This is a genomic window from Nostoc sp. ChiVER01 (assembly GCF_034531155.1).
Taxonomy (GTDB): domain Bacteria; phylum Cyanobacteriota; class Cyanobacteriia; order Cyanobacteriales; family Nostocaceae; genus Nostoc.
Window position 1 is genome coordinate 1 of the sequence record NZ_JAVRBS010000040.1, and the last position, 19,967, is coordinate 19,967.

Below are 19,967 nucleotides of genomic sequence, written 5' to 3' on the forward strand. Positions count from 1 at the left end.
GTCTTCACTCCAGAAGCTTTGCCTTTTGAATGGGCAATAACGCAAAATAATCTCGGAATTGCCTACAGGGATAGAATTAAAGGAGACAGGGCAGATAACATTGAAAATGCGATCGCTGCTTTTACTGCTGCTTTAACTGTCAGAACTTCTGAAGCTTTGCCTATTGAATGGGTAGAAACTTTGTGGGAACTGGGGATTACTTACCAAAACGCAAACCAGTTTCCCAAAGCTTACAATACTTTTAAGTCTGCCATTGCCACTATAGAATTTTTACGGGAAGAAATAGTATCTGGAGAAGAAAGCAAACGCAAACAAGCGGAACAGTTTAACGAAGTTTATAGCCGCATCGTAGAAGTTTGCAGAGAATTAAATAAGACTACCGAAGCAATTGAATATGTTGAACGTAGTAAAACCCGTAATTTAGTTGAACAAATTCTTGAACGTGACTCTAAAACCATCTTTCCTCCAGAAGTATTCACTCAACTAGAAAAATACAGGGATGAAATAGCTGTAGGACAATATCAAATCCAAAATGGCAAAGCTGAAAATCCCAAAGTCCTTGCACAACATCTCCAACAGTTGCGAAACCAGCGTAATGAATTGCAAAACCAATACTTACCTGTTGGTTATGGTTTTAAATTCGACTCCTTCCAAGGTTCTTTGGATGAGCGTACAGCCATTATCGAGTGGTATATTCTCAATGATAAAATTCTGGCGTTTATTGTCACAAAAAAGGGAGAGGTAACAGTTTGGCAATCCCAACCAGAAGATAGAAAAGCTTTGACTGATTGGATAATTCAATATTTGCAGAATTACTACATACAAAAAGATCAATGGCTGAATAACTTAGAGGAAGAACTTAAACAATTAGCCTCCATTCTACACATTGATGAAATATTAAACCAAATACCAAAACACTGCGATAAACTCATCCTAATTCCTCATCAAGTCCTGCATTTATTCTCCCTTCATGCACTACCAGTAAATCAAAATTCTGAAAATTCGTCTTGTCTTCTGGATTTATTTGTTGGTGGTGTGAGCTATGCACCCAGTTGTCAACTACTGCAACAGGTACAACAGCGCAAACGTCCTGATTTTAAATCCCTGTTTGCGATTCAAAACCCTACAGGCGATTTAAACTATACAGATTTAGAAGTACAAGTTATTCAAAGCTACTTTAATACTGCTAATGTCCTGAAAAAAACAGCAGCGACACTCACAGCAATCGATAATTCCAACTTAAATACTTACCATTGCGCCCACTTTAGCTGCCACGGGTATTTTAACTTAACAAATCCCGGTAAATCAGCCCTAATTTTGGCAGATGCACCTATCACAGACACACCAATAAAACCTGACTCTGAACGTTACCTGAATTTACGGGCAGGGGAAACTCACGATTTAGACAAATGTCTTACCCTAGATAAAATCTTCAGTCTCAAATTAGAAAAATGTCGCCTCGTCATCCTTTCCGCTTGCGAAACAGGATTGATTGATTTTCGCAATACCAGCGATGAATATATTGGTTTACCTAGCGGTTTTCTGTTAGCTGGGAGTAAAGCTGTAGTCAGTAGTTTGTGGACTGTCAGTGATTTATCTACAGCGTTTTTGATGATGAAATTTTATGAAAACCTACAAATAATAAATAGTGTCTCATTAGCACTCAATCAAGCACAGCAGTGGTTGCGAAATTTAACAACAGAAGAATTTGAAGCACTATTAGTTAAATATCAGCCACAAATTGAAGAAATTTTTGCTCAACTTGAAGAAGATGACCAAATACTTGCTGAGGAACATTTATTGCAAACTAGGCATCGTCAGCCATATCCTTTTAAAAATCCTTTTTATTGGGCAGCTTTCACCGCCACAGGAGTTTAAGATTCAGAATCGGGAACCTGGCAAAATTTTTTCACCCCAATTTTAAACGCATAAATGGCAACTACACTTGCTAATCCTGGAGGAATAGCAGCACTCATTGCCAAGGGTTCTATAACAAGAGGTATTATCCCTGCTGCCAATTCGTCTCTAAACTCTTGTTGGCAGATTATCTTGCGGGATTTTTCTAACAACTCGTCCAAAATATTTGATTTTCTGGATGGTTCATAACCAGCCCTAATTGCTAATATTTTAGCTGCTGTCTCCAAATTTCCATTACGCTGCTCAATCAGATCAAGAACAGCACGGACTTCTGGATTATACTCGAATTGGCTGCGAAACTGACTAATTTCCTCTGGTGTAACAGTAATCATTTAAATAAAGACACTAAGCATTCAGTGATTATACATCTAACGTCTAATCTAGAGATGTGGCGATGTCTACGACAAGCTCGCCTACGCGCTTACACGATATCAACAGTAGGAATAGTCTTGCTGTGCGATCGCACAAATTTTTTCGACAATCAGAAAAATTCACTCAAACTCAGTTTCGCAGAAAGCTTTTAACAAATCAATACAATTAGCGATCGCTCCTAAATGAGCAATTTCATATCCATGTGTATTTTGTGTAGGAAATGCCAAACACGCAGCACGTCCAACATGTCCAAATTTCATGGCAATTGAAGCATCACTACCAAACCCACTTAGAGTTGTTAACTGTACTGGCATATTGAGTTGCTTGGCACTATGGCGCAGTTGTCCATTTAACCCTTCATCATATATCCCATAAGCATCTTGAGATAAAAGTACAGGGCTTTCGCCATCTTTAACAGGATATTCTTCAGATAATGGACAAATTTCTAAAGCAATTAAAGCATCCAAAGGCTGATTTTGGGTGAAAAATAGTGCCCCAATTGCCCCCACTTCTTCTTTTGCCGAAGCTACTAAATAAACATCAACTACTGGCTGCTTCAGGTTTTCAGCCAAAGCTAGCAAAATTGCCACAGAGGCTTTGTTGTCCAAAGTGTAACCAGCAATATGATTCTTTAACCGAATTGGACGCTTGCGATGTTTGCCGATTACCATTCTAGTTCCAGGTCGAATGCCAGCTGCTTCTAATCCAGCAGATGTGAGTTTCGTTTCAATCCAGGCATTTTCCCACTTAACAGTAGTATCTTCCTGCTGCACTTTTTGGGGCGATTCGTGAGAAACATGGCGGGAACCAAAGCTGAGAATACCGTTAATGGTTTCATTATCTCCGAGTAAATCGACAACGCCTTCGCCGTAAACCCACGGGAAAGAACCGCCGAGTTTGCTGACTTTGACACGACCTTCATCACCGATATTCTTGACAATTGCGCCAATTTCGTCTTTATGTGCGGTGATAGCGATCGCTCGGTCTGGATTTTTTCCTGGAATCTTGGCAATAATATTATCGGCGCGATCGCACCAAACTTCCACACCCAGCGCCGTAAATCGTTGCATCAACAACTGGTTAATTTCAGCTTCTGCACCACTAGGAGAATGGTGCATGACTAATTCTTCAATAACTTGAAATAAGCGATCGTGATCCCACATCAATACAGTTAGTTCAATTTTCAACTGTTATATGAGACAATTGTGCATCAAAAACCCGCTCTGCTGTCATCAATGCTGCTCTTTTTTGTTGACGCTTCAGCACTCCTACCGCACCAAAAGCACCAAGGGCTAAAATCCCCAAATTTATCGCAGGTTCCGGGACAGACTTAGCCTCAATCGCCGCCAGTGCAGTATCCGCTACTAACTTATGAGCATTTGTTGTTGGATGTACAGAGTCAAAGAACAAATAATCGTTTGGTTGAGGGCATACACTGATAATTGTCTGAAAATTCCCTACTACACAAGGGGCAGTCACATTTTGAAACCCAAATTTCCCAGGATTTGCTTCTACTTGATTAAATAGGGAAAACACATCTACAGAGATCAGATTCAAATCCGAGTTACTGCTAAATTTGCTTAGTTCCTCTGCTAATCTCTTGTTATGGTCATTTGTCAAACCAGTCAAGTTGCTAGATAAACCTGTAGCGAGTGCAAGTGGAATCTTGCCTAAATCAGGCAAGTTAAAGACTAAAATATTTTTTGCGCCAGATGAAGCAAGTAACCCTACTGCATCTGATAAATTCTGGACTGTTTGAGCCGCATTGGTAGCTTGACCAAACACATAATCATTTGCACCTCCCCATACAGCATAAAGAGCATTTGGATCAAGCTTCTGATTAGCTTGTAGAATCGGTTGCGTTAATAAGCCAACTTGCTCTAATACTCCTGGTAACGGCGCACTAGGAACAACAGCATTACCCTGGCCAGAACTAGCGCCGCCCACAGCAAAATTAATACCTTGATTGGGAATAGTAGGATTTGAAATTAAATATGGGGTAGGATTTAATCCTAGCTGATTTCCCAGGTAGTCTACCCACACCTGATCGTTAGAAAAACGCCCTTGAAAGTACGGTGGATTTTGGGGAATGGCTGTTTTTGGAGCGACTAAACCATTAGTAGCAGTGAAAACATTGCCAGTATCAGAAAGACTGTCGCCAAATACATAAAATTTGGTAAAACTCGCAGCACTTGCTTTGAGCGGTAACATGAAAGATAAGAGAACAAATCCTACCGCTACAGCTTGTTTTTTCATCTTCGTTTTACCAGTGGTATTTTTAATTTGTTTAAAAGTAATGAAAAGGCAATATTCTGACAACTTGTCATTTGACTTACTTCAAAACTAAGTACGTCTATTAAGTAATTTACGTTATTTTACTTAACTATGCCTCAAAATTTCATCAAACCCGGGTAAAAACGCTGAAAATACTTAGATTTACATTTTATTGATAAAAAATAGCTGTATTATAAAGAAATGGCAAAATTTACATTCAAAGGTGAGAATTTCCCACTTGTATGATATGTACAGCATAATCGCAACAGAATAGTCTAGCTCATCGTAGGCATCGCTTTAACTTCGCTTTAATTTCAAAACCTCAGCAGCCGATACACCCTCACTCTGACTACCGAAATACCACAAAGCCATAGCAGCCTCAGCACGAGTTACTGGTTTTTTGGGTTGAAACAGAGTTGTATAACCAAACACCCGCCGAATATTTGATTGTTCGGCATTTTGGTAATCAGCCAACACTGCTTTTAAAGCCTTGGGGTCAATTCGCGCCGCATCTTGAAAACCCCAGGTCTGTTTGACTGCATCTAAGTTAGCAGAGGGTAAAGCTTGGCGAGTATCCAGAGGTAATTTCCACAGCAGCAACTGTTCTCGCGTCAGAGGTGCATCAGGACGAAACAAGACTACTGTAGAATCTCCAGACAAAGGACTGGGAATTAACCCAGCCTCGGCTAATCCCTGAATAGCTGGAAAATCAGGGTCTTTTGCAGACACATCACTAAAAACTGGTTGAGTAGTTTCTGATGCCAAGCGAATTTGTTTAGCTGGATTGCTGGCATACATAGCATTATTAGCAGCAATGAGCCAACGAGCATATTCCCGGTGTGTAATGATTTTAGCGGGTTCAAACTGTTTACTTGTAGTAGTATTGCTCTTAGTTGCTTCTGGTTCTATAGACAAAACACCTAATGCAGCCAAGTCTTGGATATGTTGCCGCCATTCTTGCGGGACTTTATTTAGATCGTTGAATTCCTGAGATTCAGCTGTGGCTGTAGAAGTTGTTTGGTTATTAGCCGTACTTTGTGACTGTGCTGCCAAGTTGGTAGGTGGTACGGGGCCAATGAACTGGGAATCTCCTGATTGAGGGACGGCGTTAGTTGTTTCGGTAGGATTTGTAGTTGTGGTAGATTGTGCCGTTGCAGTACTATTCGGTACGTAGTCAATTAGTAATTCGGTGGCTGTTTGGGGTTGATCAGGTGTAGCGTTAGTAACTGATTTAGGTTGAATGGAAACCTTCAACAGCAAATCGTTACGACGTGCCTCAAACACACCTCCTGCATCATCTATTGGCTGTTGTAAAATCTGCCAGTTATTTGTTTTAAACTGGCTACTATAAAAGCTAGCAATAAAGTTACTGGGGTCAGAACTCAGCCAACGAGTTGAGATTCTATTTTCTGAACCGCTAGCAGGTGTCACTTCCTGTAGTTTGGCATTGGAATATAAGGGGATATCTTTGGGAAAATCAGGTGGTAACTGAACTGTTGATTCGTTCTGCTGTGCTTGTGATTGGTTACTCTGAGATTCTCCAAAGACAACTGGATTGCTTTGCAGTTTCGGATCTGCCGCCAAAGATTCCTCAAGGTTTTTGGCAACTGGACTGTTAGCACAGGCTGTTAACGAAGTCAGTAGAACGGCCCAAATTAGAAATACAGCTGGACGTTTGCAGGGAAGCACAGGAAATCACAAATTGAGTTTCAATTCCTACCCTAGCGCAGACTGTTCATTAAATGGGAATGGAGAATGGAATATTAAAACTAACCCATTCCCTCTGCCTCTACGCTTCTTTAAGTCTTAAATATCACCAATGGACAATATTAATTCACTATGTCCTCTTGGTAAATGTCTCTTTTGGTGAAGATAATGATATCTATTTGTTTTAGCTAAAAATGAGTAAACGGTAGCAAAAGCTACCGTATTGTCTTTGTATTACAGCCATTAGGTTTGATAATTCCCATGCTTATTTATAGAGTTCCCTAAAATTCTGGCAAACTAACATTTTGCGGAAAAAAATATGAATCAATCTGAAATACCTGGTAGATAAGAGTTTTGTGATTTAATGCATCAGTTTACTAAAAATTAGCTTTTCACTGGTGGGTTAATTTCAAAATGAATATGATTATCGTGACCACTCAGAGGAACACAAAGTCTTTCTCTAATTAGCTGTTGATCGTTGAAAAACACTGTTCGTACCAACTTTTGCTTACCAATGGACTTGAGAATAGCTCGTGCAGCATCTTGATCGTATTCAGAACTCGACCAAACGATGCCACCAAAATTTCCATTTTTTTGAGGTAAGTAAACATCGCACATCATACCAGTTTCATGTCCATGATGGTCGGGAGTGTCGCCTCCATGAGGAAGACTAACATCGTTAATTGCGAACGGAGCAGCTGTAGGGTGAGGGTTACGATAACTGTTTTGATAATCTTGGGCAATTTTTTTAATAACATCAGCTAACCAGTGTGTTCCAAAATCGTGGTTATCTTGGATGTCTTCTAATTCACCGTTAACAAAACCATTATCGCGATCGCTTTTTGGCATCAACTCCCATCGTGGTGCGTTAGCTGCTTGCAACCATCGATGAGTGATTTCTCCAACATCAACTCGACCATCACCGTTAACAGTACTGCTACCAGCAATAATTGACTGAAATAGTTTGATTGCGTCAAATAGTCCTCTGTCTCTGTCTGCACTGTTAGGATTACCTACCCATGTGTAGCCTAGCTCATGCAATCGCGCTTTAATAGCTTTAACATCATCAGCTTTATTGACTCCGCCAATTCCCACACTACCAGCGAGTTTAATTACCTTTGCTCCTGGTAAACTCGATGCTGTAGGTTGTTGAGTATTTTCATCGTCCTTGTGATCGAAAGGAACAACAACTTTAATGCGGATCTCTAAAGTTTGCTCATCAATAGCAATTATCATGCGGCGATCGCCTGCTTGTTTAAAGGCAAAATCAAATTGCCATTTGCCGTCCTGATTAATTGTTACACTTGCGACTGGAAATTGATTGTCGATCATAATCGACAAAACTTTGCCACCATCAACTAAACGTGCTACGCCTTCAACCCTGAAATTTTGCCCTAATTCAACTTCTTTTGGCGCACGAATTAACTGTAATTGTTCAACTGAAGCGGAAATGGTAACTCCACCTGCATTAGCCAGTAACTTTTGCGCCTCTGAAAGTAAATCCACAACTTTACTCACATATTTAGGATCAGACGAATAGCCTTTAGCCTTGAGAAAGCCAAGGAAGTTTTCTGGCGTGTTCGTATAATCTTCTAAGCCTTTATAGGGGGTACGAGTTAAAAACTTCCAATAACCAATAATAAAAGCATCTATATCTGTAAATTTACAGAACTCAACTTCTTCTGGCTCAGAAGGAACTCTGATTTTCAAAGGTTCAGCAAACCCCTTCATGTCAGGAAATCGCCATTTTAATCCGGCAAAATTATTTGCATTGACAGCAAGATAACTTTTGCCTCTCGCAGACTCTAATAACCATTGTGCCAGGGTAACTTCTTTTAAAATTTGCCGACTAATCTCGGTTATTTTTTCACTTTTAATCTCAACTTGGATAAATATTGTTGATAAATTTTTCTTGGAATAATTGCTGACTAAATCATCTATTAATGACATATATTTGCCTCTTAAAATTTTTACATCCCCGATTTTTTATACAAAAAATCGGGGATTTAGGTGTTGGCGAAGAAATTAGCTATTTATAACTAATCTTTTTCTATAACTTTGCTATATCCAGCAAAAACAAAATGCTCAGTTCGATTGACTTTAGTTTTATCAGGCCACTTAACCCAATAATGATTTTCCTCAAAACGGACATCTAAAACAGGGTAACTCCCTGGCTCAATATCGAATAAAGCTTCTTTTGGTAGCTCTGATGCCTGTTCTGTAGAGGGCTTTAGAACTGTTTTTGTTGTAACTTCCAAAATGTAACTTTTATCAGATTTAACTTCATCTTTTGACTCACCAATTAATCCATCTTTAATTGCTTCAGCCATTTTTTCGGCATCAAAGCGATCCATATCTGTTTTAGAATCACAGAAGCAGCACTCAATTAAAATGGCTGGCATTTGTGTATTCTTTAGAACAAAGAAACCTGTATTTTTTACCCCTCTACTATGAAAACCAAGTTTAACAATCTCTTTAAGAACTGATTGAGCAATACCTTGTGATGCATTACTAATGGCAAAAACTTCTGTGCCATTGGCTATACCGTTAAATTTATTAAAATGAATCGAAATATAGACATTAACGTTATTGGCATTCGCCTTACTAGTTCGTTGTCTCAGAGAATCGGTTACACTGCTAGCGCTTGTAGGAGTGCAATCAATAGCGCTATGGCCTACTGCTTTGAGTTTTTGTATCAATTGTGTCCCAACTGCTTTAGTTAAAGCATCTTCTTGTTTTATACCTGTTGCCCCTGTATCTGGAGGGCAATTATGCCCCATATCAATACCAAATTTCATAGAGTTGATGTCCTTTTTATAACTGAGAGGTACGGTTTAACTTAACTATACTGTATTAATTATTAGCCCAAGTGCGTAGGGGTAGCCTGCACTTCTCTACGAGAACGGCTGCGCTCAGTGACCGTCGTAGACATCGCTCTGTCAGTGACATAAAATGAGTTGTTAATGTAAAAAAATGTAATATTTGACGCAAAAATCCCATTAAAAACAGAAATCTCATAAGTTCAACCTATAAATAAACCAGGCTAACCCATGACGGCACAAAAGTCACTGAATCTAGCCGATACTCTTTTATGCTCTACTTTTTGGCAAAGAGTCAATGACGTTCAATCTGTAGTTTGGTTAGAAAGTTTGCTAAGAAGCACCTATGCGGAAATTGCGGTGCAGATAAGTTATTAACATGACTACATCAAACAAGTCGGTTTTCAGTTGTGGCGATCGCTTTCTTAAGTAGTCGGTGAAGAGGTGTGTAAAAAAATATCCAATCTGTTTGGTATCGCAGTTGGACGTTTTAGACTAATATTCTCATGAAGGTTAGCGATCGCCACCATACCTACTTATCTAGTAATTAAAGATTGTTGTCAGAAATTTGATGAATCTCGTATTTTAATCTCTAAATCTCCATCACTGCATCTTGATGCAATCTTTTAATTTGCCTCTCAATTTATAATGCTATTTCTACCATAATAGAACTTAATTCTTGATTGAAGTTGTGGCCTCTCAAGTTCAAGACAAATAAAGCATAAATTAACAACTGAATCGTCAATGCTCTATTTGTGAAAGATTTTAGACATAACAATTTTTAGAATATTTCCTTACTTGATGCCCTGTAAATGAGAAAAAGTGAGTATTTACTTAAATAAAGCTAAATTTAGCCTAATTATTGCACAAAACAGCTAAATACCACGAATCTTAACCAATATAGCCATAAAAACAAGTTTATGGTGAAGAATTAAAATACAGTTATAAATTTCCCTATCTAAAGATGGTTCACAGAAATAAATTTAAATGTTAATTTATGTTAATTATAGTTACATAACTGTCGCTATCTGGAAACATACATTTTTCACCTATGTTGCTTAAGCAAGATTTTAGCTAAAAAAAATTAGTTTGCTAATTTATCTATCATAAAATCTTACAAATATGAAACGACTTAACTATTTTCAAATTAATTCTAAAAACACTTTAATAGAAAAATATCACCTTTACAAAGGCGAAAAATTAAATTGGTTTCAAGTAACTCTTCGCCTTGAAAGGTCAATTATCTCTATCATTCTTCCTTGGGTAATTTTGTGTACTGTTTATGGTATTTTTATATCATTTTTATATCATTTAGGATTACCAATAGCATTCGCAGATTCAAACAGTATTATTACTAATGCTGTTTTAAGTTTTAATATTGGTTTCACATTACTATTAGTTTTTCGGACAAATACAGCCCATGATAGATTTTGGGAAGGTCGTCAGCTATGGGGATCTTTAGTTAATACATCTCGTAACTTAACTCGTGGAGTTTGGATAATAGTTAAAGAAAAGACACCGCAAGATAAAGTAGAAAAAGAGGCAATACTTCGGTTAGTAACTGCTTTTGCATTTGCAATGAAGTTACATCTAAGATCATCACCTTTAGACACTCAGTTAGCATCGTTAATATCTAAAAAACAATATTTTCAACTACAAAATACTAATCATCCTCCGCTACAAATTGCTTACTGGATAGGAGATTATTTGCAGTATCAACATGACCGAAATTGTCTCAATGTCTATCAACTGACTACTCTACATAACTGTGTAGATGATTTAGTAGATATTTTAGGTGGTTGTGAACGTATTTTAAAAACGCCACTACCTTTGATATATACTATTAAACTCAGACAATTATTATTAATTTTTTGTCTGATATTACCTTTGGAAATTGTTAGCTTGTTGAATTGGTGGACTGGTATAGTAATGGCTTTTGTAAGTTTTACCTTATTAAGTATTGAACAAATTGGTTCAGAAATTGAAGAACCTTTTGGGTTTGATCCCAATGATTTACCTTTAAATACGATTTGCAATACCATCTCAAACAATGTTGAAGAATTAATTAGGCTAGCTTCTAATAATGTTCGTTCTTCCTAAATTTATAAATAAGTTTTATCAGAGAAAATTTATCCTTACTTAAGAATAGATAATCCTTGGATTAAAATGCGTAGGCATAGTCGTTGGGGACATCGCTTAATAAATGTTTCGCCAAGCTTTCACTGTTCCTTTGCCAATTTCGCTATCAACAGTTTGACCTCCTTCCAAGATTAGTCTGATGTTTAAGTTTTCATCTGGAGCATTTTTCAAAGCAGTGGCTAATTCTTGACTGATAGCAAATGTGCCAGTTGAACCGTCTAATTGAAAAACTTTTTCTCTGATCTTGAGTAAAAGTTTATCAACTTTCTTGGTAGTGACAAACCTAAGAAGTTCAGGTCTAGGATACACACGGCCTGCGGTGTAGAAAGGAGAGCTTGCTTCACCTGAATTGACAGTTACGAGAACTCGAATACTCGAAGGAGTCCACAAACTAATAACTTGTGTTGAACCCTCATGAAACAAATAGCCACCTAATGAATTGCGGTCAAAAACTCCAAGAAACTCCCCTTCAAAAGGGTCAACAATTCTCACGGCTTTCGACCAAGGCACATCCATATCGGGGGACAGTCCTGCTGATTTGACTACTGGTAAATCACTTGATGCTTTGGCAAGGCTAGCTACCTTTTGAACAGTAAAAGCAGGACAAACTTGAGGTGAAAGTACAGCCAAGATAGTCCCTAAAAAAAGAACTGGAATTGTCTGCGGTAAGTTCATCATTAGTCAGGGGTACAATCTTCAAAAAGAATAATCGGACAGTCTTTATTTGTCATCCCCCGCAAGACTTTTGTTTGCTATGAAGCTTTGACAATTTAGCAAATTCAAGTTTTTGGGGCAATCTCTTAACTCGCCGCATCCTCTATGAGACGCTTTGTGTAGCTTACTATTAATAATACACAAGTATTAATAGTTACGGCTACTTAAGTAATATCATTTAATATTGTTAAAAGGCTTAAGGTTTTTATGTAAAAGTTAGTAGATGGAATTTTATTTTTGACATATAGATAAAAGTAGACATTCCCAAACTAGCCGTGGTTGAGCGTAAGAAAGTAAGTATTTACGAGATTGTTCTAGCTGGTTGATGATGCTGGGTTGATGCCACTGCTGCCAGTAGAATTGCTGAAGATAATCAACTAACCACAGTTGGGCTTCTGCATCTAAATCCTTATCAATTTTCTTGGCTAATTCCAAGGCTTGGCGGTAAGAAGCAGGAGCTTTTTTTAAGTCTTTGAGTAACTCAGAGGGAATAGCTTGTAATTGCTCGTAAGATGCGATCGCACTTCCGGCACTGCCAGCTGCTATGCTCAATACTGCCTGATTTGACAAAATTTCTTGATGACCAGTTTGTGTGAGTACAACAGCCAAAGACTGTGCATCTAAGCGATAAAAAGGAATGCGTTGACAGCGTGACACCAAAGTTGGCAAAACAGACTCTAAGGTTGGTGCAATTAAAATTAACGTCGCCTGTCCCGGTTCTTCTAAGGTTTTAAGTAAAGCATTCGCTGCTGCTTCTGCCATTGTTTGGGCTTCTTCTAGCACCACTACATTTCTGGGGGCTTCCAAGGGTGGACGACTGAGAAACTCGGTAATTTCCCGAATTTGCTCTAGGCGAATTACAGGTGGTGCTTTCCGCTTAAGTCCTTTTTCAGCCGCTTCTGCTGCTGTTAATCGTTGTCCCTGGTATTGGTACGTCGGTTGCACCCACAACAAAGCTGGATGGTTCCCTTGACGCAAACGGTTTTGTAAAGCCGCAGTGACTCCCATCTCACTAGAAAATAGCAATTCCACAAAACACCTAGCTGCTAAACTTCTTCCTACACCATCTGACCCCACAAATAGATACGCTGGAGCAACCCGATTTTGAAGGGCAGCCTGAGTGAGTAATTCTATGGCTTGCTGTTGTCCTACAAGTGGTGCAAATGGATTAATAATTCAGTACCTTCGCCAAAACAAGAATATATAAAATAGAAGGCTGATGTAGTAAAGTTGTTGTCTTATATAAGCACAACTTAAAAGCTACAAAATGCCAATATTTGACATACTAGCACTGTTGCAATGATTTTTACCGCATAAGAATTGTAGCCTTTTTAAAAGCAAAATAGGCGCATAGATACGCAGAGTTTTTTTGAAGGAAATTTGTTACAACAAATTTATGTAATCTTTTACTTAGGAAGTTTTAATGTCGTACAAACAATTTATTCATTGGTGGCAAAAATCCTTACCTTCCATGTTGGTACGTGTTGCTATACGTGCAGTGGTAATAATTTGTCTTACAGTAGGGGTATTGGGCATCTTGGGAAGCACTGCTTCTATGAGTAATGCTCAATTGGTAAGTACTACTAAGGGTATCCAAGATAAACAGATACCATTAAAATCAACAGCCCTAAATGCTACTGTATATCATAGTCCTGATTGTAATTGTTGTGGCGGGTGGATTAACCACTTAAAGGCACAAGGTTTTCAAATCACAGATTTTTCCACGCCTGACATCGAAACAGTCAAACAAAAGTTTAACGTGCCAGATAACTTGTCATCTTGCCACACAGCAATTGTGAATGGATATGTTATCGAAGGACACGTTCCAGCAGACGACATTAAACGTTTGCTGCAAGAAAAGCCAAATGTTACTGGTTTATCTGTTCCTCAAATGCCCGTAGGCACTCCTGGGATGGAGATGGGTGATCGAAAAGACCCGTTTTCTGTGCTTTCTTTTGATAGCAAGGATTCAGTTGCGGTATTCAATGAATATCCATCATCTTGATGTAATCTCACTGTATTCCGAGGATGTTTTAAAAGCATATTTTCATGTATTTTAGCGATTGCTAATCACCAAAGCTTTTTAAAACATCCTCACATTATCTGAATCAGTGGTGAGAGATATTACTGGTTAGAATCAGCTTTAATGAACTGCGACAAATGACTTAACCATCTCCTTAACCAAAATGGAGATGCTGCACTTGCAATATTTTGAGAAAGAAGCTTAATGGCATGGTTACAATCTTGCAGACTTGCATCAAGTCCCATTGTGTGATATATTTCACGCGCATGGCAAAAGGCATCCATCGCTTCTGATGCTCGATTGATTTTTTCTAATACCAGACCCAAATTAAACCAGGCGTTTGCTTCTGCATTTTGGTCATCAAGATTCCTTCTGATATCTAATGAATATTGATGAAATTCAACCGCCTTTTGATACTGTCCCAAAGCATTATAAGCATTGCCCAACGCACTTAAGGCCATGGCCTCCCCATTGCGTTGGCACTGCCCGCCATAGGCATCGCAGATGAGTCTTGCTAATTCTAACCATTGCTGGTAGTACTCAATTGCCAGTTGGTACTGCCCCAACGATTCATAAGTATTGCCCAAACTTCCCAGACAAATGCATTCCCCAGTCCAATCGCCTATTTTCTTGCTGATACTCAACCATTGCTGATAAAATTCAATCGCTTGCTCATACTTGCCCAGGTATTCATAAGTATTGCCCAAGCTTCCTAAGCAAATCCCCTCGCCAGTGCGATCGCCTATTTTTCTGGTGATGCTCAACCACTGGTGATAAAATTCAATCGCTCGTTGGTATTTTCCCAATGATTGATAAGCGTTGCCCAACCCAGATAAAGATTTGGCTTCCCCTAAGCGATCGCCTATTTCTTTCGCTATATCCAACCACTGCTGATAAAACTCAATTGCTAGGTGATACTCGCCGAGTGAGTGGTAAGCATTGCCCAAACTTGCTAGACAAACGACTTCCCGATTGCGATCGCCTGTTTCTCTGGCTTTGTGCAAGCACCGCTTTTCAAACTCAATGGACTCAATGTTATTTAGGCCCCCAGATTTAATTACTTCTGTCATTCTCTATAGAAAAGGAAATTTGTGGTCGATAAGCTGTCGATTATACAATTTTCTGTGTCTTTCGCCCACTATAATTGCAAATTATCTCAAAATTTAGAACTTATTTTTCAAGATAAAATTTTCTTTTATACACAGTATTTTCTGCGTAGAAAAGGCTTTTATTTATATTGGTAACAAACGCACGAATATACTATAATAAAAATTTCGCTTTTTAAAAAGATATCAGAAAAAGCAAATTAATCAGCAGCAGCATAATCAGGCAATGCGTTGAGTTGTGAAGTAACAGCACTTAGATAATTTTGGTCATTTAAAACTTGTGATGGTAATTTATCTGCATTAACAGCAGCCTTCACCAAATCTTTTGCAATAATATTTCTGTTCTGAGTTTTAAATATTAATGTTTCTCCACTAGGAATCCCGTGCTGCTTCAAACCTCCCTGATAAGCGAAAGCAACTAGATTGAAAGGCTGAAGGTAGCTAACAGAAGTAGAATTTTTGGATAAATTATTAGAGTTAATAGCTATCTCGCTATTGTTGTGAGTCGCTGTTTGAGCGCCAGCAATTCCAGGTACAAGAGTAATAAAAGCAATCATCAGTCCAGAATTGATTAAGGTAACAAGTTTCATAACGTTTTTCTTAAGTAAAATGCAATTAGTCTTATTTAGTAATACTTTCCTCTTTATTATTAATCTCAGCTTCCTTCACTCAGGTCACCTGATCGGTTGATATATGACTCACCCAAAAGGGTGAGCTAATTGAAGAATACAAAGAGCAATAAACACTCCTTTAAGTCCATACACAATAGAGATTGGTTGAAATTCCCAATTACTTAACTGAGGCGAGTTGAACATTTATGCAATTTTCAATTCGCCCTTGAGTTCCTTTAATGGGCAAGAATGCCTGAATATCTGCAAATTTAGTAACACAGACGTATGAGTTTGTATAAATTTTACATTTGTTGATATACGTATTAACGCACCACATAAAGGTTTTGGTTTCCTACTATCGGCGATAACGTTTAGTGGTGAGATGTTATAAAACACAACAGTATTACATTAAGACAATTAGCAAAATCCACACCTGAAAGTATCCGGTTTTACTCATTAGCTCTGAAGCTAGCTTGTTAAGTTAGAGAAGTGCTCAATTGCAAGCTCAATCTTTACTCACACCAATAATCATCAACAGTTGTAAAAACTATTGTCTTTAGGGTTTGCAGAAAAGTTTAATGCAAAGAAAAAAGTGGTTTTTAAGAACAGGACTTGCTCTCCTTATTTTTATTATGGTTGTAGCGGCAAAATTTATGGATAAAACTCATCCCATCTCAGAACTTTATGTATTTGGGGATAGTCTTTCGGATACAGGGATGGTATTCCGGGCGACAGGAGGAATGTACCCACCTAATCCAACTTACTTTCAGGGGCGTTACTCGAATGGTCGGGTTTGGATTGAGTATCTTGGCGAAAGCCTCCATCTCTCCTCTAAACAAACTCATAATTTTGCTTATGGAGGAGCAACTACTGGCAATGTTGGCAACAGCTATGTACCTAGCTTGCTAAATCAAGTGCAGACGTTTACGCAGACACATCAACATACGAATCCAGATGCTTTGTATGTGCTGTGGGCAGGCGCAAATGATTATTTGCAAGGGGTAAACAGTGCAAATGTTCCTGTTAAAAATGTGACAACGGCAATCAACTCTCTAACTGATGTGGGTGCTAAAAAGATTCTGGTTGCAAATTTACCAGATTTAGGGCAGTTACCTGCCACTAGAAACAGTGCAAATTCTATGAACCTCAGTGCATTAACACAATCGCATAATCAAGGCTTGAGGCGATCGCTCAAGGTACTAAATCAACAGCATTCTGATGTGGAGATTGTGCAATTAGATGCTAACGCGCTGTATCGAGATGCGATCGCAAATCCCGCAGCCTTTAACTTTACTAATGTCATCAGTTCATGTTTGTCTGGTTCTAACATCTGCGGTAAACCAGACCAGTTTTTGTTCTGGGATGGCATTCATCCGACGACTGCGGCTCATCGCATCATCGGGGAAACTGCTTTTTCAACAATTCAACAAGCAGGGATGACTAATCCTCGTTCAATGTTGGTTCCCTAATTTAATTGAACAGTTTTTACAGAGATAAAATTCGTATCCGCTTAAAAATGCTTTCGATTACAACGTTTTTAATTTAATTGAACCACAATTCTTGGTAGGGGCGCATAGCTAGCTATGCGCCCCTACAGTATGTTTGAACTCAAAATAACTATAAAATACGGTAAGCTTTAAGAATTACCGTAGATTTCTCTAACACAACGCTCAAATAGTGTATTACTTTCTTATATAATTCTTTCCTTCTGCCTCCTGCCTTCTCTTAATAACTACTTATGTCTGAAAAATATCGTTTTGAAACCTTGCAAGTTCATGCTGGACAAGAACCGGCTCCGGGAACTAATGCTCGTGCTGTACCAATTTACCAAACGACTTCCTACGTTTTTGACGATGCCGATCACGGAGCGCGGTTGTTTGCTCTCCAGGAATTTGGCAACATTTACACCCGGATCATGAACCCGACGACGGATGTATTTGAAAAGCGAATTGCTGCTTTAGAAGGAGGTGTAGCAGCATTAGCAACAGCGAGTGGGCTGGCGGCGCAATTTTTAGCAATCACTACGATCGCTCAGGCTGGGGATAATATTGTTTCCACTAGTTTTTTGTATGGAGGAACATATAACCAGTTTAAAGTATCTTTACCACGCTTAGGTATTAACGTCAAGTTTGTCGAGGGAGATGATCCAGAAAGTTTCCGTCAGACGATCGACGATCGCACCAAAGCGTTATATGTTGAAACCATTGGTAATCCTCAATTTAACATTCCCGACTTTGCAGCATTAGCTCACATTGCCCACGAAAACGGCATACCTTTAATTGTGGACAATACCTTTGGTGCTGGTGGGTATTTAGCTCGGCCCATTGAACATGGTGCAGACATTGTAGTGGAATCTGCAACTAAATGGATTGGTGGACATGGTACGTCCATTGGTGGTGTAATTGTCGATTCCGGTAAATTTGACTGGGGTAACGGCAAGTTTCCTTTGTTTACTGAGCCAGCACCCGGTTATCATGGGCTGAATTTTCAAGAAGTGTTTGGCCCTAGTGGAACATTTGGTAACATCGCCTTTATTATCCGCGCCAGAGTCGAAGGGTTACGGGATTTTGGCCCGTCCTTGAGTCCATTTAATGCCTTTCTTTTGCTGCAAGGATTAGAGACTCTTTCTTTACGTGTAGATCGGCATGTCAGCAATGCCCTAGAATTGGCTCGGTGGTTAGAGCAGCAAGAGCAAGTATTATGGGTTAATTACCCCGGACTTCCTAATCACCCATATCATGAACGAGCGAAGAAATATCTCCGGCATGGCTTTGGAGGAGTTTTAAACTTTGGCATCAAAGGCGGATTGGAGGCAGGTAAAGCTTTTATTAATCATGTAAAATTAGCGAGTAATTTAGCAAATGTTGGTGACGCTAAAACCCTCGTTATTCATCCCGCTTCCACAACCCATCAACAGCTAAGTGATGACGAACAGCTTTCAGCAGGTGTGACACCCGATTTGGTGCGAGTATCAGTGGGAATTGAACATATCGATGATATCAAAGAGGATTTTGAGCAAGCATTCTGGCAAGTTAGGAATTAATAAATGGGGAATGGGGAATGGGACATTGGGCATTGGTTATTAATTCTTCTCCCCCTGCTTCCCCTGCTCCCTCATCTCCCCACCCCCCACTCCCCATGATTTACTCAGACTTCATCTCACCGCAAACCCATTTTTACCAGCTGACGGTGCCATTTCAACTTGAAGGTGGCGAAACATTAACTGGGGTTCAGGTTGCTTATCGCACTTGGGGACAGTTAAATGCTCAAGCCGATAATGGGGTACTGATTTGTCATGCCTTAACTGGTTCGGCTGATGCTGATGATTGGTGGGAACCTTTGTTTGGTTCAGGGAAAGCTTTCAATCCAGAACGCGATTTTATTGTGTGCAGCAATATCTTGGGAAGTTGTTACGGTACAACTGGGCCAACTACTATCAACCCAATAACGGGAAAGCCTTATGGTGTATCCTTCCCTGAGATTACAATCCGAGATATGGTTCACCTGCAAGCTGTACTACTAGAATACCTGGGTGTTCAATCTCTGCAATTAGTAATTGGCGGTTCGCTTGGTGGGATGCAAGCACTGGAGTGGGCGTTATTATATCCAGAAAAAGTAAAAGCGATCGCACCTATTGCTGTTTCTGGCAGACATTCAGCTTGGTGTATTGGGTTAAGTGAAACCCAAAGACAGGCAATTTATGCTGATGTAAACTGGCAAGGAGGGAACTACACTCTGGATGCGCCCCCGAACCAAGGACTAGCAGTGGCGCGGATGATGGCAATGTCTACTTACCGTTCTTGGGATAGTTTTACAATCCGCTTTGGGCGGCAGTATGATGCATCTGAGCAGTTTGCTATAGCCAGTTACTTACAGCATCAAGGTCAAAAGCTGACAGAACGATTTGATGCCAACACTTACATCACCCTCACCCATGTAATGGATCGCCATGATGTTGCACGCGATCGCACAGTTCCTAATTTATCAGATTATGAATCTGTGCTGCGAAGCATTCAGCAACCGACTTTAGTTGTCGCCATTGATTCTGACATCCTCTATCCTCCTGTAGAACAACAAGAATTGGCAAATTTAATCCCTAATGCTCAACTGGCTTGGCTGAAGTCAACCCACGGACATGATGCATTTTTAATTGACATGGATGCATTGAATGAAATACTAATCTTTTTTGTGCAAAATTTAGATTTCCCAGCCTCCTAACTCGACGGATTGAGATAAAAGCTTGGGCTTTCGAGTTCTAAACACGAACTTCCGAGATAAGAGCCAA

Annotated in this window: 16 protein-coding genes; 6 read left to right on the forward strand and 10 right to left on the reverse strand. The window is 39.3% G+C overall.

Annotated features, from left to right (window positions below; translation table 11 throughout):
- Positions 1-1,878, forward strand: a 1,878-nt coding sequence (locus RMY00_RS32640; RefSeq protein WP_322651511.1) for a CHAT domain-containing protein, incomplete at its 5' end; no start/stop codon positions are given.
- Here RMY00_RS32640 and RMY00_RS32645 read toward each other — a convergent pair.
- The 6 genes from RMY00_RS32645 to RMY00_RS32670 all read right to left on the reverse strand — a co-directional run bounded on the left by RMY00_RS32645 (position 1,875) and on the right by RMY00_RS32670 (position 9,068).
- Positions 1,875-2,249, reverse strand: coding sequence for a hypothetical protein (locus tag RMY00_RS32645; RefSeq protein ID WP_322651512.1), 375 nt, complete (start codon positions 2,247-2,249; stop codon positions 1,875-1,877). The two genes, RMY00_RS32640 and RMY00_RS32645, sit on opposite strands and share 4 nt — an antisense overlap.
- A gap of 159 nt (positions 2,250-2,408) precedes the next feature.
- A complete protein-coding gene (locus tag RMY00_RS32650; protein WP_322651556.1) occupies positions 2,409-3,452 on the reverse strand; it encodes a M42 family metallopeptidase in 1,044 nt (347 codons plus the stop codon).
- 13 nt (positions 3,453-3,465) lie between these two features.
- Positions 3,466-4,545, reverse strand: a complete 1,080-nt coding sequence (locus tag RMY00_RS32655; protein ID WP_322651513.1) for an SGNH/GDSL hydrolase family protein — start codon at positions 4,543-4,545, stop codon at positions 3,466-3,468.
- Positions 4,546-4,860: 315 nt separating this feature from the next.
- Positions 4,861-6,252 (reverse strand): S-layer homology domain-containing protein, encoded by a 1,392-nt coding sequence (locus tag RMY00_RS32660; protein WP_322651514.1) that lies wholly within the window; start codon positions 6,250-6,252, stop codon positions 4,861-4,863.
- Between the two features lie 402 nt (positions 6,253-6,654).
- Positions 6,655-8,220: a glucosaminidase domain-containing protein gene (locus RMY00_RS32665; protein ID WP_322651515.1), complete on the reverse strand. Its 1,566-nt coding sequence runs from the start codon at positions 8,218-8,220 to the stop codon at positions 6,655-6,657.
- Positions 8,221-8,309: 89 nt separating this feature from the next.
- A complete protein-coding gene (locus RMY00_RS32670) occupies positions 8,310-9,068 on the reverse strand; it encodes an N-acetylmuramoyl-L-alanine amidase (RefSeq protein ID WP_322651516.1) in 759 nt (252 codons plus the stop codon).
- A 1,143-nt stretch (positions 9,069-10,211) separates the two neighbouring features.
- On the opposite strand from RMY00_RS32670, the gene RMY00_RS32675 reads away from it, so the two are divergent.
- The gene (locus RMY00_RS32675) at positions 10,212-11,189 is read left to right on the forward strand and encodes a bestrophin family protein (RefSeq protein ID WP_322651517.1); all 978 of its coding nucleotides are present in this window, start codon (positions 10,212-10,214) and stop codon (positions 11,187-11,189) included.
- A 96-nt stretch (positions 11,190-11,285) separates the two neighbouring features.
- Here the strand turns inward: RMY00_RS32675 and RMY00_RS32680 are convergent, their stop codons facing one another.
- The gene (locus RMY00_RS32680; RefSeq protein WP_322651518.1) at positions 11,286-11,906 is read right to left on the reverse strand and encodes a hypothetical protein; all 621 of its coding nucleotides are present in this window, start codon (positions 11,904-11,906) and stop codon (positions 11,286-11,288) included.
- Positions 11,907-12,173: 267 nt separating this feature from the next.
- Positions 12,174-13,118 (reverse strand): DNA polymerase III subunit delta', encoded by a 945-nt coding sequence (locus RMY00_RS32685; RefSeq protein ID WP_322651557.1) that lies wholly within the window; start codon positions 13,116-13,118, stop codon positions 12,174-12,176.
- A 247-nt stretch (positions 13,119-13,365) separates the two neighbouring features.
- Between RMY00_RS32685 and RMY00_RS32690 the strand changes: the two genes are divergently transcribed.
- Positions 13,366-13,947, forward strand: a complete 582-nt coding sequence (locus tag RMY00_RS32690; protein WP_322651519.1) for a DUF411 domain-containing protein — start codon at positions 13,366-13,368, stop codon at positions 13,945-13,947.
- Positions 13,948-14,066: 119 nt separating this feature from the next.
- On the opposite strand, the gene RMY00_RS32695 is transcribed toward RMY00_RS32690, so the two are convergent.
- On the reverse strand, positions 14,067-15,035 hold the full coding sequence (locus RMY00_RS32695) for a tetratricopeptide repeat protein (protein ID WP_322651520.1): 969 nt from the start codon (positions 15,033-15,035) through the stop codon (positions 14,067-14,069).
- Positions 15,036-15,271: 236 nt separating this feature from the next.
- Entirely contained in the window at positions 15,272-15,661 is a 390-nt protein-coding gene (locus RMY00_RS32700; protein ID WP_322651521.1) for a hypothetical protein, read from the reverse strand.
- Positions 15,662-16,335: 674 nt separating this feature from the next.
- On the opposite strand from RMY00_RS32700, the gene RMY00_RS32705 reads away from it, so the two are divergent.
- The 3 genes from RMY00_RS32705 (at position 16,336) to metX (ending at position 19,900) form a co-directional block, all read left to right on the forward strand.
- Positions 16,336-17,151 carry an SGNH/GDSL hydrolase family protein gene (locus tag RMY00_RS32705; protein ID WP_322651522.1) on the forward strand — a complete coding sequence of 272 codons (816 nt, stop codon included), beginning with the start codon at positions 16,336-16,338 and terminating at the stop codon, positions 17,149-17,151.
- 269 nt (positions 17,152-17,420) lie between these two features.
- Positions 17,421-18,725, forward strand: coding sequence for an O-acetylhomoserine aminocarboxypropyltransferase/cysteine synthase (locus RMY00_RS32710; protein ID WP_322651523.1), 1,305 nt, complete (start codon positions 17,421-17,423; stop codon positions 18,723-18,725).
- A 17-nt stretch (positions 18,726-18,742) separates the two neighbouring features.
- Positions 18,743-19,900, forward strand: a complete 1,158-nt coding sequence (gene metX / locus RMY00_RS32715; RefSeq protein WP_416212122.1) for a homoserine O-acetyltransferase MetX — start codon at positions 18,743-18,745, stop codon at positions 19,898-19,900.
- Positions 19,901-19,967 lie beyond the last annotated feature (67 nt).